General features: G+C 40.2%; 22 protein-coding genes. 11 read left to right on the top strand and 11 right to left on the bottom strand.

The genetic code is table 11. The annotated features are described in order from the left end of the window. Positions 1-17: 17 nt before the first annotated feature. Complete coding sequence (locus tag ACXACJ_RS20480; RefSeq protein WP_475136293.1) at positions 18-1,790, bottom strand: ABC transporter ATP-binding protein; 1,773 nt, start codon at positions 1,788-1,790, stop codon at positions 18-20. A 51-nt stretch (positions 1,791-1,841) separates the two neighbouring features. After that, a complete protein-coding gene (locus tag ACXACJ_RS20485) occupies positions 1,842-2,303 on the bottom strand; it encodes a lasso peptide biosynthesis B2 protein (protein WP_475136294.1) in 462 nt (153 codons plus the stop codon). Between the two features lie 182 nt (positions 2,304-2,485). Between ACXACJ_RS20485 and ACXACJ_RS20490 the strand changes: the two genes are divergently transcribed. From ACXACJ_RS20490 to ACXACJ_RS20510, 5 genes are all read left to right on the top strand, one after another. Further along, positions 2,486-3,700, top strand: coding sequence for a nucleotidyltransferase domain-containing protein (locus ACXACJ_RS20490; protein ID WP_475136295.1), 1,215 nt, complete (start codon positions 2,486-2,488; stop codon positions 3,698-3,700). Positions 3,701-3,848: 148 nt separating this feature from the next. Continuing rightward, positions 3,849-4,901, top strand: a complete 1,053-nt coding sequence (locus ACXACJ_RS20495) for an NAD-dependent epimerase/dehydratase family protein (protein ID WP_475136296.1) — start codon at positions 3,849-3,851, stop codon at positions 4,899-4,901. 69 nt (positions 4,902-4,970) lie between these two features. Next, entirely contained in the window at positions 4,971-5,540 is a 570-nt protein-coding gene (locus tag ACXACJ_RS20500; protein ID WP_475136297.1) for a DUF4287 domain-containing protein, read from the top strand. A 73-nt stretch (positions 5,541-5,613) separates the two neighbouring features. Next, positions 5,614-6,483: a pirin family protein gene (locus tag ACXACJ_RS20505; RefSeq protein WP_475136298.1), complete on the top strand. Its 870-nt coding sequence runs from the start codon at positions 5,614-5,616 to the stop codon at positions 6,481-6,483. A gap of 86 nt (positions 6,484-6,569) precedes the next feature. Further along, on the top strand, positions 6,570-7,625 hold the full coding sequence (locus ACXACJ_RS20510) for a PA0069 family radical SAM protein (protein WP_475136299.1): 1,056 nt from the start codon (positions 6,570-6,572) through the stop codon (positions 7,623-7,625). An 89-nt stretch (positions 7,626-7,714) separates the two neighbouring features. Here ACXACJ_RS20510 and ACXACJ_RS20515 read toward each other — a convergent pair whose 3' ends face one another. Further along, complete coding sequence (locus tag ACXACJ_RS20515; RefSeq protein ID WP_475136300.1) at positions 7,715-9,259, bottom strand: glycine--tRNA ligase; 1,545 nt, start codon at positions 9,257-9,259, stop codon at positions 7,715-7,717. A 254-nt stretch (positions 9,260-9,513) separates the two neighbouring features. On the opposite strand from ACXACJ_RS20515, the gene ACXACJ_RS20520 reads away from it, so the two are divergent. Further along, positions 9,514-10,053 carry a DUF2911 domain-containing protein gene (locus ACXACJ_RS20520; RefSeq protein WP_475136301.1) on the top strand — a complete coding sequence of 180 codons (540 nt, stop codon included), beginning with the start codon at positions 9,514-9,516 and terminating at the stop codon, positions 10,051-10,053. Positions 10,054-10,206: 153 nt separating this feature from the next. Continuing rightward, entirely contained in the window at positions 10,207-10,695 is a 489-nt protein-coding gene (locus ACXACJ_RS20525) for a hypothetical protein (RefSeq protein WP_475136302.1), read from the top strand. 69 nt (positions 10,696-10,764) lie between these two features. Here ACXACJ_RS20525 and ACXACJ_RS20530 read toward each other — a convergent pair whose 3' ends face one another. Together ACXACJ_RS20530 and ACXACJ_RS20535 are read right to left on the bottom strand one after the other, a co-directional pair. Beyond that, a complete protein-coding gene (locus tag ACXACJ_RS20530; protein ID WP_475136303.1) occupies positions 10,765-12,690 on the bottom strand; it encodes a monovalent cation:proton antiporter family protein in 1,926 nt (641 codons plus the stop codon). A 96-nt stretch (positions 12,691-12,786) separates the two neighbouring features. Beyond that, complete coding sequence (locus ACXACJ_RS20535) at positions 12,787-14,007, bottom strand: bifunctional alpha/beta hydrolase/OsmC family protein (protein WP_475136304.1); 1,221 nt, start codon at positions 14,005-14,007, stop codon at positions 12,787-12,789. Positions 14,008-14,366: 359 nt separating this feature from the next. Here ACXACJ_RS20535 and hemH point away from each other — a divergent pair, with 359 nt between their 5' ends. Then, on the top strand, positions 14,367-15,386 hold the full coding sequence (gene hemH, locus ACXACJ_RS20540) for a ferrochelatase (protein ID WP_475136305.1): 1,020 nt from the start codon (positions 14,367-14,369) through the stop codon (positions 15,384-15,386). Here the strand turns inward: hemH and ACXACJ_RS20545 are convergent. The 4 genes from ACXACJ_RS20545 to ACXACJ_RS20560 all read right to left on the bottom strand — a co-directional run bounded on the left by ACXACJ_RS20545 (position 15,383) and on the right by ACXACJ_RS20560 (position 18,599). Next, complete coding sequence (locus ACXACJ_RS20545; RefSeq protein ID WP_475136306.1) at positions 15,383-15,691, bottom strand: hypothetical protein; 309 nt, start codon at positions 15,689-15,691, stop codon at positions 15,383-15,385. The two genes, hemH and ACXACJ_RS20545, sit on opposite strands and share 4 nt — an antisense overlap. A 42-nt stretch (positions 15,692-15,733) precedes the next feature. Continuing rightward, the gene (locus ACXACJ_RS20550; protein ID WP_475136307.1) at positions 15,734-16,876 is read right to left on the bottom strand and encodes a cysteine desulfurase family protein; all 1,143 of its coding nucleotides are present in this window, start codon (positions 16,874-16,876) and stop codon (positions 15,734-15,736) included. A 7-nt stretch (positions 16,877-16,883) separates the two neighbouring features. Next, the gene (glmM, locus tag ACXACJ_RS20555) at positions 16,884-18,275 is read right to left on the bottom strand and encodes a phosphoglucosamine mutase (protein ID WP_475136308.1); all 1,392 of its coding nucleotides are present in this window, start codon (positions 18,273-18,275) and stop codon (positions 16,884-16,886) included. A 93-nt stretch (positions 18,276-18,368) separates the two neighbouring features. Continuing rightward, positions 18,369-18,599: a hypothetical protein gene (locus ACXACJ_RS20560; protein WP_475136309.1), complete on the bottom strand. Its 231-nt coding sequence runs from the start codon at positions 18,597-18,599 to the stop codon at positions 18,369-18,371. An 85-nt stretch (positions 18,600-18,684) separates the two neighbouring features. Between ACXACJ_RS20560 and mazG the strand changes: the two genes are divergently transcribed. From mazG to ACXACJ_RS20575, 3 genes are all read left to right on the top strand, one after another. Then, positions 18,685-19,494 (top strand): nucleoside triphosphate pyrophosphohydrolase, encoded by an 810-nt coding sequence (mazG, locus tag ACXACJ_RS20565; RefSeq protein ID WP_475136310.1) that lies wholly within the window; start codon positions 18,685-18,687, stop codon positions 19,492-19,494. A gap of 19 nt (positions 19,495-19,513) precedes the next feature. Next, entirely contained in the window at positions 19,514-21,289 is a 1,776-nt protein-coding gene (locus tag ACXACJ_RS20570) for a chloride channel protein (protein ID WP_475136311.1), read from the top strand. A gap of 741 nt (positions 21,290-22,030) precedes the next feature. After that, on the top strand, positions 22,031-22,636 hold the full coding sequence (locus ACXACJ_RS20575) for a thioredoxin family protein (protein ID WP_475136312.1): 606 nt from the start codon (positions 22,031-22,033) through the stop codon (positions 22,634-22,636). 13 nt (positions 22,637-22,649) lie between these two features. Here ACXACJ_RS20575 and ACXACJ_RS20580 read toward each other — a convergent pair whose 3' ends face one another. Then, positions 22,650-24,179: a GH3 auxin-responsive promoter family protein gene (locus ACXACJ_RS20580; RefSeq protein WP_475136313.1), complete on the bottom strand. Its 1,530-nt coding sequence runs from the start codon at positions 24,177-24,179 to the stop codon at positions 22,650-22,652. Continuing rightward, positions 24,180-24,911 carry an LPS export ABC transporter ATP-binding protein gene (gene lptB, locus ACXACJ_RS20585; RefSeq protein WP_475136314.1) on the bottom strand — a complete coding sequence of 244 codons (732 nt, stop codon included), beginning with the start codon at positions 24,909-24,911 and terminating at the stop codon, positions 24,180-24,182. Between the last annotated feature and the right edge of the window lie 4 nt (positions 24,912-24,915).

Consider the following 24,915-nt stretch of genomic DNA (forward strand, 5'->3'; position numbering starts at 1 on the left):
GATTTTTATGTACTTTTCTATCCAGCCTGAGTCTCGAACATATTAAAATAATGGCCACGCTTTTCCATTAGCTGGCTGTGAGTTCCGGTTTCACGAATTTGGCCGTGATCCATCACGATAATTTTATCAGCGACTTTTAAATTGTAGAGCCTGTGTGTAACTAAAACAACAATCTTGTCTTTAGTCAATTCTTTAAGCTTTTTGAAGATTTGATGTTCCGCTAACGGATCGATTGCGCTAGTAGGTTCATCCATAATGATGATCTCCGCATCACGATAAAAGGCACGCGAAATCGCTATCTTTTGCCATTGACCTAAGCTGAGTTCTGTACCCTTCATAAATTGGCGACCAAGCTGCTGTTGATAGCCTTGCGGAAATTCTTTAATAAAGCTGTCCGCGCCTGAGGCTTGGCTTACTTCATTTAGTTTTCCGTTGTCAACATGATAATCATCGCTCAAAGTAATGTTATCCTGAACGGAAAAGTGATATTGGGCAAAATCTTGAAAAGTGACACTAAGCTGAGATTGATAATCGTGAATTGGAAAGGCGTGTAAATCTTCACCATTCAATTTTATTTCTCCTTCCGTAGGGTCATAAAGCCTGCATAATAATTTGGTGAGTGTACTTTTGCCAGAACCATTTTCGCCCACAATAGCGCAGATTTCTCCCTTTTTCAAATGGAGATCGATATGGCTGAGTACCTTGATTTTTCTATCAGGATAGTGAAATGAAACATTTCTGAATTCAATTCCGCCATCAAAACTCTTTGGAAGACTGATGGGCTTTTCAATCTTTTTCAGGCTTGGCTTAAATCCTAGAAAATCGGAAATGTAAGTTAAGAACATGCGATTTTCCATCAATTGTACTAAAGACTGCAAAGCAGTTGTCAAGTTGGATTTTCCTTTTTGAAAAGCCTGAAAATAGATTACCAAATCACCAATGGTGATTAAGCCTTGAGTAGTTCGATAAACGATGAAAATGTAAACGCCAACTTCAGCGGTAATTTCTACGACCTTGGCAATAATCGAATTTCGGGTTCTCAGTTTGCCAATCTTAAGTTTCTCTTCAAAAAGTAAATGTCTGATTTTTCGGAATCGCTTTTTCAGTCTCTTTCCAGCACTAAAAACCCTGATTTCCTTCGCGTATTCCGCTCCGCTGATGACTAAAGAAAGGTATGCCGATTCTCTTTCTTTGGCAATCCTACTTTTTTGCCACTCATAAAGCTTTTTCGAGAAATAGTATCGAATGTAAATGGAGGGCAGAATAGAAACGATAAGAACTAGCGCCATTCCATAGTGAAGAAAAGAAAGGAAAGCAGCGATAAGCACCAGTGAAATCCCATTTTGAATTACGTTCACTAAGCTGGTTACAATTTGAACAGGTCGGTAAAGCGCTTCCTTTTGTGCCTGAAAATAAGTGTTATGAAAGTCAGGGTTTTCGAAATAGCCGAGATCCAATTTTAGAGACTGACTTTGTACCATTTCGGCCATATAATCACTAACCCTTTGTTGCTGTGCCTCATTCACCAATTGTGAAAATTGAGTAGAAATGGCTGTTGCCAACAGCGTGATTCCAAAATAGATGAGGAAAGGAAGCACATCGTTTAAGGCCACTTGCGAAATAGTACCTGCCTCGGTTACCCCATCAATGATCAGCTTCATAAAGTAAAGCGAAAGCAAAGGCAACAAAGCTTGAGTAATTACCAATATGGCCCATGTTATGGTCCATTTGGAAGAGCTTTGCCAAACTACTTTTAGCGCAAATAAATAAGGCTGAAGATGCTTTTTCACGTTGAAGATAAATATCGTTATTTCAGATTTTGGAGCAAGTTGCCACTGAAACTATTTAGAAAAGTGAGCAAATTTACCCACCACAGTAAAGTCTTTGTGCCCTTTTCTGCCCGTAACTATTCTTTGCTTTGCCCTAAGCCAAGCGTGCGCTTTCATCTCATTTTTACCTTTTTCGGTAGAAAGCCCAAAGTAGATGGTGTGATCAATTTTATTGGATTTTAAAATCCAATGCGCACATAAGGCTTGAGCAAAGCAATTGCTTTTCCAGGGCGTGTATTTGGAAGCTGCTTCAATTGCACTACCTATTCGTATGAGCTTTGGAGTCAGTTCAACTTGCTCTATTTCGGTAGTCTCTTTACTTGTTTCGCCCATCCAAACGGCTATTTTTTTGAAGGGAATAAGAAGAACACTCATACGGCCAATGCCTAATAAAATCACTACCCTAATCAGTAGTAACTTAAAACGCCAATCGGATTTTGCTATTCCTCGAGAAAAATTTTTAAAACGGGCCATCGGTCTTTGTTGAACCAAATTTACAGCTTCTTCAAGCTCTTCTTTCAATTCTGGTTTAAAAAGAAGGCAAAACAACCGTTCCGAATACATTCTATCAAATACTTTGCACTATTTTTTTGGATTGCCGTAGTGCTTACGTTTGTAATTCTTTTCTTTGCGCTCGAGTTAAAAAACTACTTTTAATGGGTAATGGGCAAAAACCTGATCAAAAAATCATGGAATGGCAAGCGCTAGTTTTGCTATGTTGTCAGGGTTTGTCTTCTGAAATGTTGCCTATTCCTTCAGAAATTAATCCCGAGATAATCAACTGGGATGAGCTTTTGAAGACCATTCAGCGGCATCGCGTTAGATCGTTGGTGAATGAAGGGCTTACCCGTTCACCTTTGAAGAATTATGCTCCGGCTGAGTTTTTAAAGGAGCTAAAGGAAGCGCATGTGCATCGCACTTTTGTGAATATGCGCCATGCCAAGGAGTTGAAGCAAATTCTTGCGGAACTGGCGAAAAAGGGTGTTCATCCAATTCCTTACAAAGGAATTCTCTTGGGTCAATCAGCTTATAAGAATTTAAGTTTGAGAGAAATGTCCGATATCGATGTTTTGGTCGATTTAAAGGGATTTCCTCAAATTGAAGAACTCATGCTAAGCCGAGGTTATGAGCCTACGGTTAAAATGAGCGAAGAATTTAAGCCAACTTATTTTAAGCAGAACTTCGAATATAATTTCGACTTATACGAAGGCGAAAACAGAATCTTTCATTTCGAACCTCATTGGCAAATTGGTGCTATCCGTTGGCAGTCCAATGTCAATTATCATGACATTCTTCCTCTGACCAAGAAGGGTAATTTTTTAGGCGAAGAAATTAATCATTTAACTCCCGAAGGCCTTTTGATTACAACCAGTTTACATCATGGAGCCGATGAACTGTGGAAAAGCATCAAATATTTGGCAGACATTGCCGCAATTCTTCAAACCTTTGAGGACGGATTAAATTGGGATTTACTTTTGAAGAAAAGTAGCGAGCTAAAGGTGAAAAACGTGGTGCTGCTTGGCGTGCTTTTGGCTCATAATATTTTTAAATCTCCTGTTCCAGATGAAATAATGAAGTTGCTTCAGCATAAAACTATTCAAAAACATGCCGTTGCTATTGAGCTGGAATTAACCCAACTACAGCGCAAGAAGAATATTGGAAGCTATTTGGAACATATGAAGTTTCATTTCTCACTTCGAGAGCATTATTCCACCAAATTGAAAGTAGTTTATTATCACTTTATTCAGATTTTTCCGCCTACTATTTTTGATCATCAGGATGAGCGAAACAAGGGCAAAAAGAACTGGCAAATGTTCCTAAATAAGCCCTTCAGAATTTGGCGCCAACATATTAAAAAAGGGAGTCATTAAATGACCATAGATAAAGGTTTTGAATGAAAGACATTTCTTTCATGGAATCTTTAGCGAACCTTTTATCTTTAGCACACTTTAACAAATCAGTCAAAAATTTGATCAAAAGCTATATTATTTAAGCTAGTTACATAACCATTAAATCATTTTGAAAAAGCTTTTAGTGACAGGCTCATCAGGCCTTATAGGTTCAGAAGTTGTTAGGTATTTCGACAATTTAGGATGGAAGGTTTTCGGTATAGATAATAATATGCGAGCCGATTTTTTTGGAGAAAAAGGAGATACACGTTGGGTTCAACATCAACTGGTTAAGGAATGTAAACATTTTGAACATGTAGAGATTGATATCCGAGATAGAGGCGCTGTTTTGGATTTGATGAAGCGCATCAAGCCTGATTATATATGCCACACCGCTGCTCAACCTAGCCATGATTTAGCTGCCAGCAGGCCTTTCGATGATTTTGATGTGAATGCGGTTGGAACTTTGAACTTATTGGAAGCCGCTCGTCAATTTTGCAAGGATTCCCCTTTTGCCCATATGAGTACAAACAAGGTATACGGAGATGCTCCAAACAATTTAAACTTGATTGAATTAGAGACTTGTTACGACTTTGCCGATGCTCAATACCAAGATGGAATCAAAGAATCTTTCACAATTGATCAATCTAAGCACTCCATTTTTGGAGCATCAAAAGTGGCGGGCGATGTTATGGTGCAAGAATATGGCCGCTATTTCGATATGCCGACATGTGCATTGCGTGGAGGCTGTTTAACAGGGCCAAATCATTCTGGGGTTGAGCTCCATGGATTCCTTTCTTACCTGATCAAAGCAAATATTCTTGGGATCGAGTATACCATTTATGGATATAAGGGAAAGCAAGTGCGAGATAATATACACTCCTTGGATGTAGCTCGATTTATTGAAGCTTTTTTTGATGCTCCTAGAATAGCAGAAGTGTACAATATTGGTGGTGGGAGAGAAAACTCTACTTCAATTTTGGAAGCTTTTACGCGTGTAGAAAGCATCACTGGTAAAGCAATGAGATATAAATACTCTGATGTAAACCGTGAGGGCGACCATATGTGCTATATCTCTGATTTGGCCAAAATGAAGGATCACTACCCACAATGGGATATTACCAAAGATTTACAGACTGTATTTGAAGAAATTGCAGCAGCTTGGCAAACTAGATTAGTCTAATCAGTCATGGGTCTTTTCTTCTTATAAATTCCTTTTTAGTATTTTCATCAATTACTAAAAAGGAATTGTATGGTAACGCCCGAAGAAATGCTAAAGACCATGATTGGCAATATGCCAGAGAAAACAGGTAAATCCTTGGAAGAATGGCATAAGATCTTGGCAGCAACAGATTGTCAAAAGCATGGTGAAATCATGAAATTACTGAAAGGTGATTATGGTGTTTCTCATGGCTTTGCTAATACCATTGCACACCTGTATTTAAAACCTGAAATACTTGATGAGCAAAGAGGCTCTACACAAGATATAGATGCTGAACTACTTCTGGGAAAAGAAGCTATAGCTGACGCTTTTCATAAGGCCAAGGCAATGTTTGCCGATATTGAAGGGGAAGTGGAATTTGCTTACAAGAAAACCTACATCAGTTTAAGAACACCCAAAAAGCAGTTTGCCTTGCTTCAACCAAGCACTAAAACCAGATTGGATATTGGTTTAAACTTAAAAGGTACTGATCCAGAAGGGAAAATTGAAGCTGCAGGTAGCTGGAACAGCATGGTTAGCCATAGAATTAAAGTCTCATCAGTTTTAGATTTAGAGAATCTTCAAACTTGGTTTCAGAAAGCATATAACGCTAATGCGTGATTTTAACTGCATTGAGCGTTGATTTGAAAAGAACCAAACACACATTTTTCGGTATTTCTTCCGATCTTTTGACATGTCGAATACTGGTTTAATCATTGAAGAGCGAAGTCGTGATATTGGCGACTTTTTAGTAGGTCGTTTAATACCATTCGGTAAGAAGCGAATGGTAGGCCCTTTTATTTTTATCGATCATATGGGGCCCACTACCATTAAACCAGGTCACTATATGGATATAGGTCAGCATCCGCATATTGGCCTTTCCACCCTCACCTATTTGCTTGAAGGTGAAATAATGCATCGCGATACTTTGGGTACGGCTCAATTAGTGGAGCCAGGAGCAGTAGGCTGGATGACGGCAGGCAAAGGAATTGTGCATACCGAAAGAACACCCGAATACCTAAGAGATGGCCGAGAATTTATGGCTCATGGCTATCAAATTTGGGTTGCTTTGCCAAAACATTTAGAGAAAATGGAGCCACAATTTTCCTACACTGCAGCGAATCAATTGCCTTCTTGGCAAGCTGGAAACCTGAACTTTAAGCTGGTTGCGGGTAAAGGTTTTGGTCATGTTTCACCCGTTCCGGTCCATTCTGAATTGTTTATGGTTGAAGTTAAGTCAGGCGAAAAGGAAGAACTTCATATTGAGGGTCAGTTGACCGGAGAAATCGGAATTTGTATTGTAGAAGGCTATATCGAAGCTTGTTCAGAGCGAATAGAAAAGGGGAATATGTTGGTTTCCAAAGAAGAAGACCTTTGCAGAATTACAATGGGAGAGAATTCTCACGTGCTTATTTTTGGTGGTGAACCGTTTGCCGAAGAACGCTATATCTATTGGAACTTTGTGGCTTCAGAAAAGGAAACCTTGGAAGAAGCAAAGCAACGATGGGCGAACAAAGAGTTTGAAATGGTTCCAGGAGAAACCGGTTACATTCCGCTTCCTTAACCCAAAATTTCTTTGCCTTAGTTTTAGCGCGGCCACTTGTTTTTAGTCGAAAACTATTAATTTTAGTTTTGCTAAAAATTATAGACATGATTAAAGGTAGAGGAGCGCAAAAACAAGTGAAGAATAGGTTCTTGATGCACGAATATGTTCAAGAACATTTGGAAGGAATAGATGAGTTTGATGCCGATTCGCCTTACACAAAGTATATTCCCATTTTTCCCAAAACCATTGTAAATAAAGTGGAAAGCCCTGATGTGGGGATGGAATACTCCCTAAATCCATATCAGGGTTGCGAACATGGATGTATTTATTGCTATGCCCGAAATAGCCATGAGTATTGGGGCTATAATGCTGGGTTGGATTTTGAACGCGTGATTCTTTATAAAGAATCGGCTCCGCAGTTGTTGGAAAAGCACTTTCAGAATCCTAATTGGCAACCGCGAACCATTGTTCTTTCGGGAAATACAGACTGTTATCAACCTTTGGAACAGAAACTTCAGATTACACGAAAACTGCTGGAGGTATTTCTGAAATACAAACATCCCGTAGGCATTATTACAAAGAATGTGACCGTAACTCGTGATTTGGATATTTTGGGGCCTTTGGCCGATCAAAATTTGGCGGGCGTTTATTTTAGTTTGACAACGCTGGATGAATCCGTACGAAGAAAACTGGAACCAAGAACGGCTTCTGCTCCCCGAAAACTAAAGGCTATAGAAACTTTGAGGAAACGGGGTGTACCTGTCAGTTTAATGATTGGTCCAATTATTCCAGGTCTCAACGACCATGAAATTCCTGAAATTATGAAAGCTGCTTCCGAAGCTGGAGCGAGCAGCGCGGGCTTTACCATGGTGCGTTTAAATGGTGCTATCGGAAAAGTGTTTGAGCACTGGGTACAGCAGGCCTTTCCTGATAGAGCCGACAAAATTTTAAACCAGATTAAAGGTGCTCACGGAGGTTCATTAAACGATAGCCGATACGGAACCCGTATGCGTGGCGAAGGGCTAATGGTGCAGTCAATTCATCGTCTTTTTGAACTTTCTAAAGCAAAGTATTTTCCTGAAGCAAATACTTTTCACCGGGCTTCACTTAGAACCGACTTATTTGTAAAGACCAACAGAGGCCAGATGGGGTTGTTTTGAAAATTGTATTGAGTATTCAGTACAAAGTATTGAGACGATGAGCTAGAAATATAGAGTTTATAGCTCATCGTTCATTGTTTTGAGGGGTGTTAAACCTTTCTCAACAAATTCTCCATTGAAGTAACTTCCTTCAACTTAGCTTTTAGCTCATCGATAGAAATTCGGATTTGTGAAAGATCATCTCTGTCTCTAATGGTCACCGTATTGTCTTCCAAAGTATCGTAATCCACGGTTACGCAGAATGGCGTTCCGATCGCATCTTGTCTTCTATAGCGTTTACCGATCGCATCTTTCTCATCGTACTGGCAATTGAAATCAAACTTCAGATCAGCCAGGATTTCTCGAGCTTTATCAGGAAGTCCATCTTTCTTCACCAACGGCAACACCGCTACTTTATATGGCGCTAAAGGTGCTGGTATTTTCAATACAGTTCTTTCGCTTCCGTCTTCCAAAGTTTCCTCAGTATAAGCGGCAGACATTACGGCCAAGAACATTCTATCTAAACCAATTGAGGTTTCGATTACATATGGCACATACGACTTGTTTTCTTCTGGGTCGAAGAACTGAAGTTTTTTACCAGAATATTCTTCATGCGCTTTTAAATCGAAGTCCGTTCTTGAGTGAATTCCCTCCAATTCTTTAAAGCCCATTGGGAAATTAAACTGTACATCTGTAGCGGCATTAGCGTAATGCGCCAAGTTTATATGATCGTGGAATCTGTAATTATCTTCGCCTAAGCCAAGGGCCTTGTGCCAAGCAATTCGTTTTGCTTTCCAGTTTTCATACCAAGTCATTTCTTCTCCTGGTTTTACAAAAAACTGCATTTCCATCTGTTCAAATTCTCTCATTCTGAAAATGAACTGACGGGCTATGATCTCATTTCTGAAAGCCTTACCAATTTGAGCAATACCAAAAGGAATTTTCATTCTTCCGGTTTTTTGCACGTTTAGGTAATTCACAAAAATACCTTGAGCGGTTTCAGGTCTTAAGTAAATTTTGCTGGCACCATCGGCTACAGAACCTAATTCGGTAGAAAACATCAGGTTGAATTGCCTAACGTCTGTCCAGTTTTTAGAACCCGAAACAGGGCAAGCAATTTCCAATTCTTCAATCAGTGCTTTAATGTCAGCCAAATCGCCCTTTTCCATGCTAGTTCCCAAACGGTTTTCGATTTCATCGATTTTAGTTTGGCTTCTTAGCACGTTCGTGTTTGTGGCTAAAAATTGTTCTTTATCGAAAGCATCGCCAAATCGCTTTTCAGCTTTGGTTACCTCTTTTTCAATTTTAGCCTCATATTTTGCTACAACTTCTTCAATAAGCACATCGGCACGATAGCGCTTTTTGGAGTCTTTGTTGTCAATCAATGGGTCGTTGAAAGCATCAACGTGGCCAGACGCTTTCCAAGTAGTTGGGTGCATAAAAATTGCGGCATCGATACCCACAATGTTTTCATTCATTTGCACCATGGCTTTCCACCAGTACTGCTTAATGTTGTTTTTTAGCTCAACTCCGTTTTGGCCGTAGTCATAGGCTGCAGCCAAACCATCATAAATTTCACTTGATGGAAAAATGAAGCCATATTCCTTCGCGTGACCTGTAATTTTCTTGAGCAGATTATCGTCATTCTGTGCCATAGGGCAAAGATATGGAAAGCGAATGAACTCAAACAAGCGAACAGGCAAAAAGGAAGAACGAAAGTGACTTGTTGCTTTTTGGGCTTATTGCCACAAGATTTTGTGTTTATTCTCGATTATTGGTTTTTCAGAAATCGAAAAACTGTTAAAAAGCTAAATCCTTATCAAGGAATGGGTTAAAACTGGGTGTGCGGCATAATCCTTGAGGCCTTTTTGGCGTCTAACACGCGTCAGATTTTATATATTTGCTCAGCATGAAGAGAAAGCTATCCGTAGTAGTAATTGTGATTGCCATTATTGTGGGAGGAATTGTGTCGTATCAGCAATACGAATTATACCAAACCAAAAAATACAGCCCCTCTGATGTTGCTACTTTTTCGAATAACGAAGTCAATATTGAAATCAGGTATAGTAGGCCGTATAAAAAGAGCCGCGATATTTTTGGCGATTTAGTGCCTTACGGAGAATGGTGGAGAACTGGAGCCAATGAAGCAACCACCATTAAACTTTCTCGCGACATTCTTTTTTCAGGAGATACCCTCAAAGCTGGCACTTATTCTCTGGTGACTTTTCCAGGAAAGAACGAATGGATTATCGTTTTCAATAACAAAATTCCTGACTGGGGAACAAGCTATTTTCCAGAAGATGACGAATTGAAAGTGAAAGGAAAAGTGGAAGAATTGCCTGAGGTTTTAGAACAATTCACCATTGATTTCTCCGAAGAAAAAGGTACTCCTGTTATGATTATTGCTTGGGATAAAACCAAGGTTACAACTCCATTTACGGTTCTATAAACCCTGTTTTTCAAGGTGTTTTCACCTAGAAATGATAGTTAACTATCAGGCTACTTCAGTGAACTAGCGAAACTGCTTACTCTTATTTTTCACACATCCGATTAAACCCTGATAGACCTCTTTGCATCCAAGCAACATAAAATGTTAATAAATATGAGGTCGATATTTAAAATTACAATGGTAGTGCTAATGGTTGGTTTTGTAAGCCAAGCCTGGGCACAGGACAGCAACAAGACTTTGTTGCAAACGGAAAAGATGGCTCAAAAGCTCGGATTGGATGAACAACAAAAGGCAGCTTTGGATAAAGAGTTGAAAGCGGCCAGAGAAGAGCGAAAAGAGAGCATGGAAAGAATGAGAGCTTTGAGAGAAGAAATGAAAAGAGATGCTTTTGTTGCTAGACAAGCTCAAATGGAAAAGTTGAAAGAGATTTTAACTGATGAACAATGGGAGCAGTTGAAAGCCGAAAAACAAGAGGCTTTTAAAAATAGACGTCAGTTTAGAGGTCAAAGAGGCCCTCAGAACCGACCTGAAATTACAGACGCTCAAAGGTTGAAAGCGAAAAAATTCATGATGAAAAAGCGCATGGATCGCAGAAAGGCTTGGCAGAAAGATGCCAAAAAGAAAGAAGATGGCGGTAAGTAAAACCTAACGTCATTGGGTGGTTGTTTGATTTAGGCACTTTGGAGTTTTTCCGAAGTGCCTTTTTTGTGTCTAACGATCAAACTTAAGCGCCACTTTCTGTAGGCTTTCATAAGAGCCAACCATGGTTAATGTGTCGCCAAGCCTTAGTCGCGTATAGCCATGGGTAATGATGCTTTGGCCATTTCTGTTTACCGAAAGAATAATGATGTCGGCAGGTAGCCTCAAATCTCGAAGAGGAATACCTCGCATATTTTGGTTCAATACTTCAACATCCATTGTGTCTTGGTCGTCACGCATACCGAGCAGAAGAGTGGCCGCTTGTGGTGAACGCACCAAGTGGTCCATCAAGCTTACCATAGCGGTAGATGGATCGACAATTAAGCAATCCAGTTTATGAAACTTCTGAAAATTGTATCGCTGATTGAGCCTAACAACAATGTCTTTAGTGCCGATATGTTGATAAAGATTTTCGGCAATCATTAGGTTTTCTTCATCCGTAAGCGCCAAAACAACGGCTTCAGCCTTTTCAATGTTCAAGGCCATCAAAGTTTCTAAAGTGAAGTTTTGGGTCTGGTGAATTTTGAGATCTGGAAATTCATCGGTGTTTAAATCAACCTTTCGGGTAATGATTTCCGCTTCCCAACCATGTTGTTTCAATTGGCGGGCTAAAGCAATGGTTTGGCTTTCGAACCCAATAATCATAGCATCACGAACACCGTCAAAGTGCAAAGTGTTGGCTTTTGTTCTGGCTTCACCTACCATATTAATGGACCATTTGAATAATGGAGGCCCAACAAATTGATTCAGTACAATAACCGCCACCACAACCGTGGCAAATTCTTGTCCCCAACCGGGGAACGCATCGGCTACAATGGTAGCCAAACCCAGCCCTACTCCTGCTTGTGTTACGTATGGCATCCATCCAATTCTCCGGAAAAGACCAGAATCGCCAGCCAAGCTGCCTCCAACGAATGAACCTAATACCATGGTGATTAGCCTTAAACTGAAAAGTAAAACAGCGATACCAATCAATTCAATGAATATATCCAGGCTTACGGTAGCACCTGTTAGTGTGAAAAAGGCGATATAGATGTAGGGACCGACTTCTTCCAAAATTTTAAGAAACTCATAGCGGAACTTGCTGTAGTTGGTTACTAAAAAGCTTCCGATAATACAGATGAGAAGAGGCTCTAAGTGAAATTCTTTTCCAAATTCTTCAACAGTATAGTGCTTCACGGAATAGTAGAGCGCATAAACGCCATAACCAATCGCCAGAATTAAAACTGTTTTAGCATGCTGATGAATTCGCTGCTTTAATACCAAAACCAAAAGCTTGCTTACTACATAGCCAAGCCCAAACGAAGCAGCCAATTCGGCCAAAAGGGTAAGTAGAAATTTAAGGCTTAGGGGATCGCCATGCACAAGTGCTTGTGAAATGGAAAAGCAAATGGCGAAAAGCAGAATCACCAGAAAATCCTTTACAACAGTGACACCCATAGCAGTTTGCACAAATGGGCCTTTTGCACGCATTTCGTTGATAACGGCAATGGCCGAAGCTGGGGAACGCGCTACAAAGATGGTGGCCATAAGAATTGCAACAGCAATTTTTACAGGCGTTTCCATGCCATCCATAAAAGGAATGACATCCGCCAAAAAGAAAATGGCGATGGAGCTAAGTACAAATGTGACGACCAATTGTCCGAATGTCATCCATTTAATGCTTTTAAATTGGCTGCGTACTTCTTTTAAGTAGAGTTCGGCAGCGGCAGCAAACGCGATGAATGACAGAGAAATGTCGTTGATAAAGTGGAGGTGGCCCCCAGCATTTTTTGGTAAGAGTTTGAAAATAAAAGGTCCGGCAAAGAGGCCTATTACCAATAATCCCGTGATAAATGGGAGTTTTATTTTTTTGAAGAACCCTGCAATTTGGTTGGCCGCTACAGCCACAATTGCGAATCCTCCTAGCGTAATAAGCGTAGCCTGAATGTTTGTCATTTGTTAAAATAAAGGGAACTAACCGAAGATTCGAAAACGGTTAAGTCTACAAAATAGCCAAAAAATATTTGCGATACCTTACTGCAACGTAATGCGCTATGCCTTAAGTTCAGTATTTACCTTTAAACCCGAGCTTAAAGTTTTGTGAACGGGGCACTTATTGGCAATTTCTAAAATTCGATTTTTTTGTTCTTCACTCAGGTTGCCAATAAGCTCAACCTCTCTGTCTATCCATTCCATTTGCTTAGAATCCTCTTTTTCTCCTTGCGCATCATCTACATGCCTTTTTTCATGAGTGAGGTGAACTTTAACCTCTTCCAGCGGCCATTTTTTATGATTGGCATACAAGCGAATGGTCATGGCAGTACAGGCGCCCAAAGAAGCTACTAACAAATCGTATGGGCTTCCTCCTAAATCGGTGCCGCCAGCATCTTTGGGTTCGTCAGCTACTAAGTAGTGCTTGCTGGCCATAATTTCAGAAAACAGACCGTTTTCCTTCTCGTTTCTCACCACGGCCTGAAAAGTTGTGGTCAATTCTTCCTCTTTTTCCTTGCCCAGATTAATGTAGCGATCGGCCCAAGCACCAATGACTTTGCCTACATATGCTGAATCGGCTTTGTCAGAGAGTAAATGATCGGCTCCATCCAGAGAAATATAGCTTTTAGGGTGATGCGCTGCGGTATAAATTTTTTCAGCATTAATAATGTCTACAGTGTCATCTTGTGGGGAATGAAAAATAAGCAGCGGTTTGCGCATTTCATGGATAACTTCAGCCAAATCGTTCTGTTCTAAATCATCGATAAACTGCTTTTTTATATTGAAGGGTCTTCCTCCTAAGGAGACGGTCGCAATTCCCTTTTCCTTTATTTCTTCCAATGAATTCTGAAATAGCCTTTTCACATGAGGAGGATCTGCAGGTGCTCCAATGGTCACTATCGCTTGAATGGAATCCAACTGTGAAGCTGCCATTAAAACGGCTGCTCCTCCCAGCGAATGGCCGATCAGAACTTTTGGAGCTTCATATTCTTCGGCTAGAAATTGAGCCGCCACCATTAAATCCTGAACATTTCCTGAGAAGTTTGTGTCGGCAAAATCACCTTCGCTTTCTCCCAAGCCAGTAAAATCGAAGCGCAAAACGGCAATGCCCATCGAAGTCAGCGATCGGCTAATGTTGGTTACGGCAATTAGGTTTTTGGAACACGTAAAACAGTGAGCGAAAATGGCATAAGCCAGCGGTTTTTTATCTACAGGGTTTTCGAGTCGTGCAGATAGCTTAAGCCCATCGGCATTTTCGAATTCTAGTTTAAGGGTTTTCATAATGGCGAGGCTGATTTAATGTAAGATATAACGCGGCCGCTTTAAAAGTTGTTAACTAAACGACTTTAAATCTTCGAATTGCCTGGTGAGCTTCAGCTTTAGCAATTTTATTACCGAATAAGGGTATTTGAAATTGAGATTGTTTAATAGCTGATCTACCTATAAATAAAGATCAATCGAAAACTGCATTTAAAGCATGAGGATACTTTAAGTGATCACTACTGTTTTTCGAGGGTGAATATGAATAAGAGCACTATCAGCCGATAGTGCTTTTTTATTGGCTATTGAAACGATCAATTAGCCCTAAGTTCTAAAAACAAATATCTTTGCAATCAGTTTCGCATGGGTAGATTCAGAAAATGCAAAAAGACAAAATAGGAGTATTGTTGGTGAATTTGGGCACCCCCGACAGCCCAAACACAGGTGATGTTAGAAAATACCTTCGGGAATTTTTAATGGATGAAAGGGTAATCGACATCCCGCACATTCCTAGATTCTTATTGGTAAACGGTATCATAGCTCCTTTCCGAGCCCCTAAATCCGCTGCTGAATATGCCAAGCTTTGGGTAGAAAGAGGTAGCCCACTGAAGTTTTACGGTTACGATGTTCGCGATATGCTTCAAACTGCGTTGGGCGAAGGTTATAAAGTGGCTTTAGGAATGCGTTACCAAAGCCCAAGCATTGAAGAAGCCTTGAATGAGTTGAAGCAGGCTAATGTGAAGCGAATTATTGTGATTTCACTTTTTCCTCAATACGCATCTGCCACCACGGGTTCTGTGGTTCAAAAGGTAAATGAAATTGTGAATCAGTGGCAGATCATACCTTCCATTCACTTTGTTAATCAGTTTATGAATCACCCACTTTTTATCGAGGCATTTGCCGCTAACGGTAAAAAACTGATGCAACAAAAGCAATATGACCATGTGATTTTCAGCTATCACGGGCTTCCTGAACGCCAGATTAAAAAGGGTTCAGTAGGAAATCAATGTCAGCTGGGTACCTGCTGTAACCATTTTCATGAAAGAAATAGATACTGCTATCGTGCGCAGTGTTTTTATACTTCTCGCCTTTTGGCGGAAAAACTTGGCCTAAAAGAAGAAGACTACACCGTTACATTTCAGTCTCGTTTAGGCAAGGATCCATGGATTCAACCTTACACGGATGAAGTTTTAAAAGAACTGCCAGCTAAAGGCAAAAAGAATGTATTGGTGTATTCACCAGCTTTCGTTGCCGATTGTTTAGAAACTACTGTTGAAGTTGGCGAGGCCTTTAAAGAAGAATTTCATAAAGTAGGCGGAGAAGAATGGGATTTGGTGCCTAGTTTAAATGATGATCCACAATGGGTGGAATGTTTAAAAGACTTGGTCCAGAATGCCTAATTGGGGCTAATCTGTTCTATTCTGAATAAGAAACCGCCTCCTACCAAATTGGCGCAATCCGAAGCTTGATTCAAAATTTCACCCTTGATGTAAACTTTCATGCCGTCTTCTCTGTAATCCAAAGGCAGAAATGTAGGCACTACAAAATCACCAGCTTCTGGTTGGATGATGTAATCGCAGTCCAGTTGAAGTGTGCTGCCTTCACGAATGGTGGCTTTGAATTCAATGATATCAATACCATCATCGGTAGAACAGCTTGAAAACAAAAAAGCTATGAGGCTTAAAAAGATGATTTTTAATTTCATATGCTTTTCAAACCTCATAGCCGCTTTATGGTTACAAATTTCTTATACCTGAACTGGAGCCATAATTTCGGCTAATTTTTCGAGGGTATAATCAACTTCTTCAACACTAGTGTATTTGCTAAACGAAAAACGAATACCCTGACGGTCTGGATCTGCATTAATGCCAGTAAGCACATGCGAGCCCGTGTTTGCTCCGCTGGAACAAGCGCTTCCGCCTGAAGCTGAAATGCCATTTATATCCAAGTTGAAAAGCAACATGTCGTTGTCTTCGTGAGGAGGAAAACTTGCGTTCAAAACGGTATACAAACTATGCCCTTCTCTAATGTCGCCATTGAATTCTATGCCCGGTACAATTTCTCTCAGCTGATCAATCATTCGGGTTTTCAGCCCTTGAACGTGTTTTTGATGAGATTCCATTTCGCTATAGGCGATCTCCAAAGCTTTGGCTAAACCAACAATGCCGTACACGTTTTCTGTGCCGCCTCTGCGATTTCTTTCTTGGCCACCGCCTTCAATAAATCGACCGATTTTTTTGCTTTTGCAAACGTGCAAGAAACCTACACCTTTTGGGCCATGGAACTTGTGGCCTGCACCAACAATAAAGTGGCAAGGAAGTGTTTGTAAGTCATGGCGAAAATGACCCATGGTTTGAACCGTATCAGAATGGAAAACGGCATCATATTCTTGGCAAATTTGGCCAATTCTGTTGATGTCGTTTAATGTTCCGATTTCATTATTGGCATGCATTACCGAAACCATTGAGCGGCTGTTGGTTTTCAACAACTCCGATAAGTGATCGTAATTGATGTGCCCTTGAGCATCCAATTCTAAATAACTCACCTTAGCCTTTCCTGTGGCTTCAAGTTTTTCAACGGTTTGAAGAACCGCCTTGTGCTCAATTTTAGTAGTGATAATGTGCTTCAAATCATAAGCTTCCACACTGCAGGTAATGGCAGTATTATCAGCTTCGGTACCACCAGAAGTAAAGAAAATTTCAGAAGGAGTAGTGTTTAACAACTCTGCAACCGTTTTTCTGGCGCGCTCCACCTTAGTTCTCACCTCACGGCCATGGGCGTGGGTAGAAGATGGATTACCATACATTTCCAACATCAAAGGCTTCATGGTTTCGAAGACTTCGGGGTCTAATGGTGTTGTTGCTGCGTTGTCTAAATAAACTCTCTTCATTGTTTTCTTATGATTTGGAAGAAACAATCTCTTTAATGTCGCCAATAATTTTGTTGGCTAGATATTCTGCGGTGGCTTGAGAATCAGATTCAGAATAAATACGAATGATTGGTTCCGTATTCGATTTTCTCAAGTGAACCCACTCTTTATCGAATTCTATTTTAACTCCATCGATAGTATTGATAGGCTGCTTTTTATAACGCTGTTGCATGCCTTCTAATACTTTGTCTACATCAATTTCAGGAGATAGATCGATCTTATTTTTTGAAATATGGTAGTTTGGATACTTCGCCCTTAATTGAGAAGTTTTCTTTCCAAACTTGGCCAAATAAGTCAGAAACAAAGCAATTCCTACTAATGCATCGCGACCATAATGAAGCTCAGGATAAATAATTCCTCCATTACCCTCACCGCCAATCACGGCATCAGTTTCTTTCATTTTCACGACTACGTTTACTTCGCCCACGGCAGCTGCTTGGTAAGTAGCGCCATGTTTTTCGGTAACGTCCCTTAATGCTCTGGTAGAAGAAAGGTTAGAAACCGTATTGCCTTTAGTTTGCGAAAGCACGTAATCCGCAACGGCCACCAGCGTGTATTCCTCGCCAAATGGATCTCCGTTTTCCGAGATCAAGGCCAAACGATCCACATCTGGGTCAACCACGATGCCTAAATCGAACTGGCCTTTTTCCATCGCACTCGAGATTTGTCCCAAATGTTCAGGTAATGGTTCAGGATTATGAGGGAAGTGCCCATTAGGTTCGCAGTAAAGTTCTTCAACTTTAGTTACGCCCAAAGCTTTCAACAAAGGAGGTAATGAGATACCGCCAGTTGAATTGACACAGTCAATTACCACTTTAAATTTGGCCGCTTTAATAGCTTCAACATCTACCAAGGGCAGTTTTAAAATGGCTTCAATATGTTTTTGAATATAAGTATCGTCTTTTCTATAGCTGCCTAGCGATTTTACTGGAGCAAAATCATAAGCGTCTTGTTTGGCTATATCTAAAACTGCTTTTCCATCATCACCGCTAATGAATTCGCCTTTAGCATTCAATAGCTTAAGGGCATTCCATTGCACAGGATTGTGGCTGGCTGTTAGAATAATTCCTCCACATGCCTTTTCGGCCGGAACGGCCATTTCAACGGTAGGCGTTGTAGAAAGGCCTAAATCGATAACGTCAATGCCAAGGCCTTGTAAAGTGGACGAAACTAAAGAAGAAATCATTTCGCCAGAAGGGCGGGCATCTCTACCGATGACAATTGTATTCCCTTCTCCGTTTTGTTTTGCCCAAGTGCCAAAAGCGGCAGCAAATTTTACAACATCGATTGGGGTTAGGGACTTATCTACTTTACCACCAATGGTCCCTCTAATTCCAGAAATAGACTTAATTAAGGTCACTTATGCGTACGATTGGTTTGTGTAATACAAAGCTAGCAAAAAGGAAATATGCCTGTCAGAAATAGGCGACTTTTGCGAAAGTAGTTTTGGGAACTACTTAAACTTCGACATTACCTTGTCTACTTCATTATCGGGGTTTCCACAGGCCTCACCTGCTTTAACTTCTTTGCCACAAAAGCCGCAGCGAACACCTTCTTTGTTCAGAAAGGGACTTTGAGAAGCACATGTGCCTTTGAATTCACCATTCTTAATAAGAATAAGGCGAACGGACATGAAGATGAAGAACACTCCCACAAAGCCTAAAGTCAATATCGTTGTTGTCATAGCAGACTTATTTGATGCAAATTTAAGATAGTTGTGTGTAGAACACTACCTTTGAGCGGGAAGTTTCTCAAAAAGCCTAAAACTCATGATTCAACCTCCTGAAGATACCCGCAGAAAAGAAAAACTTGAAGCATTTGACCGTCTTTTGACCATTATGGATGAGCTGAGACTCAACTGTCCGTGGGATAAAAAGCAAACGCTGGAAAGTATTCGCCATTTGACTATTGAAGAAACGTACGAGCTTTCTGAAGCCATTTTGGAAAATGATTTGGATGAGGTGAAAAAGGAGATTGGAGATATCATGCTCCATATGGTTTTCTACTCTAAAATAGCGGACGAGCAACAGGCTTTTGATGCCGCTGATGCCTTGAATGCCATTTGCGATAAGCTGATTCATCGTCATCCACATATTTATTCCGATGTGGAGGCGGCAGATGAGCAGGCTGTAAAGGAAAATTGGGAAAAAATTAAGCTCAAGGAAAAGGGTAATAAATCAGTATTGGGAGGTGTTCCGAAAGGTTTGCCAGCAATGGTGAAAGCTGTAAGAATTCAAGACAAAGCCAGAGGAGTCGGATTCGATTGGGATAGAAAAGAACAGGTTTGGGAGAAGGTTGAGGAAGAAATGCAGGAGTTCAAGGCCGAATTCAACATTGAAGACAATTCGAAGGTTGACAAAGAAAAGGCCACGGAAGAATTTGGCGATTTGTTATTCTCTTTGGTTAATTATTCTCGCTTTATCGATATCGATCCGGAAGAAGCTCTAGAGCGAACAAACAAAAAGTTTATTAAGCGATTTCAGTATTTAGAAACCGAATCTAAAAAGGACGGAAAAATAATGGGTGAAATGACGCTTAATGAAATGGATGAATATTGGAAAAGGGCTAAGAAAATTTAGAAATTCGCGGTAGCAAATCATGAAGCTTAACAAACTACTGACGAAGTTCTTAATTTGGCGAATTCGCCACATCAGTACCCGCAACTTTTTAATGTTGTTGAGCGGCTTGGTGGGAATAATTGGTGGAGTTGCTGCCGTTACCCTAAAAAGTACGGTTCACTATATTCAACACTTGCTCAGAGATTTCCGAGCCGACTTAAGCGAATACGTTTTCTTGATTTATCCGCTCATTGGTATTTTGGTCACTTCTTGGGTGGCTAATAAAATTTTAAAAGAAAAGTTGGGCCACGGTATCACCAATATTCTCTACATCATTTCTAAAAAGTCGAGTATCATTGAGCGTACTAAAATGTACAGCAGAATGGTTACCTCGGCCATTACGGTTGGTTTTGGAGGTTCGGTAGGACTGGAGGCTCCTATTGTGGTAACAGGTTCGGCTATTGGATCGAACATTGGCCAGTTGATGCACTTGAGCTACAAGCAACGTACGCTCATGATTGGCTGTGGTGCAGCAGCGGCAATTTCTGGCATCTTTAATTCGCCTGTTGCAGGCGTTATTTTTAGCGTAGAAGTAATTCTGACCGATGTAACAGTGGGTGCTTTCATACCTCTGCTAATCGCATCCGTTATTGGATCCTTAGTTTCTATGCTCACTTTGGGTTCCGATGTTCTCTTTTCGTTCAACTTAAAAGACCCTTTCGAGGCTTCTGATTTCCCTTTCTATTTGGTGCTTGGTGCTTTGTGTGGTTTGGTGTCCGTGTACTTCACCCGTGTGACAATGTATACTGAAGGCTTGGCCATAAAAATTAAAAATAAAACAGGCAGGGCGGTTTTTGGTGGTCTTGCGTTGGGTGTAATTATCCTCGTTTTTAGACCTATTTATGGTGAAGGTTACGATTCTATTACAACTATTCTTAACGGAAACCCTGGAGAACTTTTGAAAGAGAGCTTCTTTCTAAGTCATACGGATAACACCTTTTATCTAATTCTATTTGCGCTAGGCGTACTTTTAATCAAACCTGTAGCTACCGGGCTAACGATTGGCGCGGGTGGTAATGGTGGTATTTTTGCGCCTTCTTTGTTCATCGGTGCAATTACGGGTTATGTCTATTCGCAAACCGTGAATACGCTGGGTTTCGGTAAAATTTTGTCCATCAGTAATTTCACCTTGGTGGGTATGTGTGGAGTAATGAGTGGAGTGTTGCATGCACCTTTAACCGCGATATTCCTGATTGCAGAAATTACAAGTGGGTATACACTCTTTTTGCCACTTATGATCGTTTCTGCCATAGCCTTGAGTACATCGCGTTATTTCGAACAGTATTCATTCTACACAGGCAAGCTAATTAAAACAGGTGACTTGATTCCGCATGATAAGGATAGACAAGTGCTTAGTTTGATGAGAATTGATAAGCTGATCGAAAAGGATCTTCTTACCATTCACCCCGATAAGAAGTTAGGAGACTTGGTGAGCTTAGTGAGAAAGTCGAAACGAAATATTTTTCCTGTGGTGAATGAGCAAAATGAGCTTCAAGGAATCATTACTTTGGATGACATACGGGAAATTATGTTCAATCCCGACTCTCAAAAAAGTGTAATTGTGGCTACTCTGATGCATAAGCCACCAGCCATTGTATCGTCTGATGATAGAATGGAAGAAGTTATGTCGAAGTTCGAGAAAACCGGGGCATGGAATTTACCTGTTATTGATAATAATGAGTATTTGGGAATCGTTTCTAAATCCCGTATATTCAATGCTTATCGTACCAAATTAAAAAGGCAGCATCAGGAGTGATTTTCCTTGTCTACTTTTTGCTTTTACCTGAGTCACCCACGGCTTATATTTTTCTTAATTTCCATCTAAGTTGCTGTATTTGAGCTTGTTTGGAGAAGTTATCAACAAAATTTAATATAAATTTTTGTTTTATAAATTACTGAAAATCAATCAGTTGTGTTTGTTTTCCATTTTTATGTGGATAACTTTTTTGATTTGTGGAAAAACTAATTTGATTTTCTTCATTCTTCTTTTTGTCTAAGATTGGAAATATTTTACCTCTTCTTTGCAGTAGGTGAGTGGCATTTCTATTGCTAATTTTTTTGACATTGATTATCACTTTCGAAAGCTGAATTAGACTTCTTTTTTGTTCTTTATACAATGGAGCATCCACCATCCTTTGTTAACTCACTATTAAGCGGTATTGCCTTGTAGGTAACAGTGTGGAGAAACTAAGACAACACTGATTTAACTTCTAAAGTGTTTAGTTTTGGGCTCCTTGAAATAATTATATTTGGCCTAGTCTCTACATAAGCCTTAAGGTCAATATCATGAGAGTAAGGATGGAGAGGTAAGAATTTAGAGTTTCAGATGGAACCACTCTCTTTGCTAGATATTAAATAAGAAGTGGAATTTTGGCAAATTGGGCTTCTGGCGCGATTCCTGCTAAATTGGCCATATAAAGAGTAGAAATTTGTTGAAGTGGTTTGAAAAGTGGATTTTCAACTTCTTTTAGTGAGGCTACTCATAAATCTATTAGCTATGATTTACATTAAAAATATTGCTCTTATTGGATTGTTAATTTTGGCTTCGGCTTTTTCATTTCCTAGCCATGGAGTGAAGGTTGGGGATTCAGCCCCAGATTTTAGCCTGAAAGCTGTAGATGGAAGTGTTGTTTCCCTAAAGTCTAATAAAAGTGCTCAAGGCTATATTTTGGTTTTTACCTGTAACACTTGTCCTTATTCAACCCTCTACGAGGATAGAATTATAGATCTTCACCAGAAGTATTTAGAACAAGGCTTTTCAGTAATTGCAATCCAACCTAATAACCCTGAAAAATCATCAGGCGATTCTTTTGCTGCAATGAAGGAAAGAGCGAACAAAAAGGATTTCCCCTTTCCATATGCTATTGATACGGACGATCAGGCAACAACGGCCGCGTATGGCGCCACCAATACTCCACATGTATATGTGCTCGAAAAGGTAGGTGGTGATTTTAAAGTAGCTTATATCGGTGCAATTGATAACAACAGCCGTAATCCTAAAGCTGCTACCCGAAAGTATGTTGAAGAAGCTGTAGATGCTTTAGTGAGCGGAGGAAACGTTGATCCGAATTCTACAAAAGCGATTGGTTGTACAATAAAGTAAAGGCTAATCTTTCCTAAGATTTAACAGCGGTGAGCATTTCAAGAATATCATCAATATACTCTCGTGTATTTGATAGTCTCGGTACCTTATGTTGACCTCCTAGTTTCCCTCTTTTTTTCATCCAATCATAAAAAGTGCCCGAAGGTGCCATATGGATTATGGGTTCTGTAAGTGCCATATCTTTATAGCGTTTGGCATCATAATCAGAATTGATCTCTCTTAAAGTGCTGTCGAGGCAATTGGTAAAGGTTTGGAGAGAATCTGGCTCTTTTTCAAACTCAATTACCCATTCATGAGCAGCTTTTTCGTTGGTGCTGAAATATTTTGGTGCTGCTGTAAAGTTGTTGATTAAAGCTCCGGTTTCTTCGGCTGCTTTGGCAATGGCTCTTTCAGCATTTTCCACTACAACTTCTTCCCCGAAAGCATTAATAAAGTGCTTTGTGCGGCCTGAAATTTTTATTCGGTATGGGTCTACAGAAGTAAACTGAACTGTATCCCCAATTTTGTACCTCCAAAGGCCAGCATTTGTAGAAATCAACATGGCGTAATTGCCACCTTCTTCCACTTCTCCTAAGCCAATTACTTTAGGCGATTCTTTATGGATTTCTGCAAAAGGAATGAATTCATAGAAAATACCATAATCCAACATCAGAAGCATTTCTTCAGAACCCGTTTGGTCTTGTATGCCAAAGAAGCCTTCGGACGCATTATAGGTTTCCATATAATGCATGCCTTCTGAGGGAATCATTTTCTTGAAAATGTTTTTGTAGGGGCCAAAAGCTACCGCGCCATGAAAGAAAACTTCAAGGTTTGGCCAAACTTCTAAAATGTTGTCTACGCCTTTAATTTCCATGATCTTCTGTAAAAGAATGATCGTCCACGTAGGAACGCCCGAAATACTGGTCACATTCTCCTCCATGGTTGCCCTGGCCATCAAGTCAATCTTCGATTCCCATTCTTCCATAAGGGCAATATCGAGCGTTGGAGTGCGGACAAAGCGGGTCCAATAAGGAAGGTTGGACATGATAACAGCCGAAACATCTCCATAAAAAGATTCCTGATTGGCATCAAATTGATTGACTTGCTGACTGCCTCCAATAGTGAGTCCTTTGCCATCGAACATGATGGTGTTGGGGTTATTGTTGCAGTAAATAGAAAGCATGTCTTTGCCTCCTTTGAAATGACATTCCTCTAGTGCTTCATAAGAAACAGGAATGAACTTGCTTCTGGCATTGGTAGTTCCCGATGATTTCGCGAACCATTTGACATCCGTAGGCCAAAGTAGGTTTTGCTCGCCCATCATATTTCTTTCGATATATGGGCTCATGTCTTCATAACTAAAAGTAGGAATTAACCTTCGGAATTGCTCTTGGTTATGGATGTCAGCAAAGCCATGGGTTCTTCCGAATTCAGTATTTCTGGCTGTGGTTATGAGCTTTTTAAAAAGCTCATCTTGAACTTCTAAAGGGTATTTCATGAAAAGCTCGATTTGGTGCATCCGCTTTTTCATTACCCATGTCAATATAGAGTTCAAAAACGCCATCTATACCTTTCTTTTCAGTTCAAAGTGCTTTCCTAAATATACTTTTCTTACTTGTTCATCTGCTGCAAGTTCTTCGGCAGTTCCTGCTTTCAATAGCTTTCCTTCAAACATTAAATAGGCTCTGTCGGTAATGGAAAGCGTTTCGTTAACATTATGGTCTGTAATCAGAATGCCAATATTTTTCCTTTTCAGTTTAAAAACAATGGACTGAATTTCTTCAACGGCAATAGGGTCCACACCAGCAAAAGGTTCGTCTAGCAATACAAAACTTGGGTCTACTGAAAGTGCTCGGGCAATTTCTGTTCTTCGCCTTTCACCTCCACTTAGAACCTGGCCTTTGTTCTTTCTAACATGGGTTAAACTGAACTCTTCAAGCAAAGACTCCATCTTTTCTTTCTGCTCAGCTTTGGAAAGTTTGGTCATTTCCAGCACGGCCATGATGTTTTCTTCAACGGTTAGTTTTCTGAAAACGCTCGGTTCTTGAGCCAAGTAGCCAATACCCAATTTGGCGCGTTGGAACATGGGAAGTGGAGTAATGTTTTCGTCTTCTAAAAAAATACTGCCTTCGTTGGGCTTTATAAGCCCCACAATCATGTAGAAACTGGTGGTTTTTCCGGCTCCATTAGGGCCAAGTAAACCCACAATTTCCCCTTGTTCTACTTCAAGGGAAACATCGTTTACTACTCTTCTTTTCTTATATATCTTGACGAGGTTGTTGGCTTTTAACTTCATGATG

It is taken from the genome of Roseivirga sp. AWQ4_251, from assembly GCF_056158225.1.

Bases quoted from the DNA above. Each gene is read 5' to 3' on its own strand.
- ACXACJ_RS20530 (WP_475136303.1), bottom strand. From the start codon at position 12,690: ATGACAAACATTCAGGCTACGCTTATTACGCTAGGAGGATTCGCAATT.
- ACXACJ_RS20525 (WP_475136302.1), top strand. From the start codon at position 10,207: ATGAGGTCGATATTTAAAATTACAATGGTAGTGCTAATGGTTGGTTTT.
- ACXACJ_RS20515 (WP_475136300.1), bottom strand. From the start codon at position 9,259: ATGGCACAGAATGACGATAATCTGCTCAAGAAAATTACAGGTCACGCG.
- ACXACJ_RS20485 (WP_475136294.1), bottom strand. From the start codon at position 2,303: ATGGCCCGTTTTAAAAATTTTTCTCGAGGAATAGCAAAATCCGATTGG.
- hemH (WP_475136305.1), top strand. From the start codon at position 14,367: ATGCAAAAAGACAAAATAGGAGTATTGTTGGTGAATTTGGGCACCCCC.
- ACXACJ_RS20500 (WP_475136297.1), top strand. From the start codon at position 4,971: ATGGTAACGCCCGAAGAAATGCTAAAGACCATGATTGGCAATATGCCA.
- ACXACJ_RS20520 (WP_475136301.1), top strand. From the start codon at position 9,514: ATGAAGAGAAAGCTATCCGTAGTAGTAATTGTGATTGCCATTATTGTG.
- ACXACJ_RS20560 (WP_475136309.1), bottom strand. From the start codon at position 18,599: ATGACAACAACGATATTGACTTTAGGCTTTGTGGGAGTGTTCTTCATC.
- ACXACJ_RS20505 (WP_475136298.1), top strand. From the start codon at position 5,614: ATGTCGAATACTGGTTTAATCATTGAAGAGCGAAGTCGTGATATTGGC.
- mazG (WP_475136310.1), top strand. From the start codon at position 18,685: ATGATTCAACCTCCTGAAGATACCCGCAGAAAAGAAAAACTTGAAGCA.
- ACXACJ_RS20545 (WP_475136306.1), bottom strand. From the start codon at position 15,691: ATGAAATTAAAAATCATCTTTTTAAGCCTCATAGCTTTTTTGTTTTCA.
- ACXACJ_RS20570 (WP_475136311.1), top strand. From the start codon at position 19,514: ATGAAGCTTAACAAACTACTGACGAAGTTCTTAATTTGGCGAATTCGC.
- ACXACJ_RS20510 (WP_475136299.1), top strand. From the start codon at position 6,570: ATGATTAAAGGTAGAGGAGCGCAAAAACAAGTGAAGAATAGGTTCTTG.
- ACXACJ_RS20575 (WP_475136312.1), top strand. From the start codon at position 22,031: ATGATTTACATTAAAAATATTGCTCTTATTGGATTGTTAATTTTGGCT.
- ACXACJ_RS20550 (WP_475136307.1), bottom strand. From the start codon at position 16,876: ATGAAGAGAGTTTATTTAGACAACGCAGCAACAACACCATTAGACCCC.
- ACXACJ_RS20535 (WP_475136304.1), bottom strand. From the start codon at position 14,007: ATGAAAACCCTTAAACTAGAATTCGAAAATGCCGATGGGCTTAAGCTA.
- ACXACJ_RS20490 (WP_475136295.1), top strand. From the start codon at position 2,486: ATGGGTAATGGGCAAAAACCTGATCAAAAAATCATGGAATGGCAAGCG.
- lptB (WP_475136314.1), bottom strand. From the start codon at position 24,911: ATGAAGTTAAAAGCCAACAACCTCGTCAAGATATATAAGAAAAGAAGA.
- ACXACJ_RS20580 (WP_475136313.1), bottom strand. From the start codon at position 24,179: ATGGCGTTTTTGAACTCTATATTGACATGGGTAATGAAAAAGCGGATG.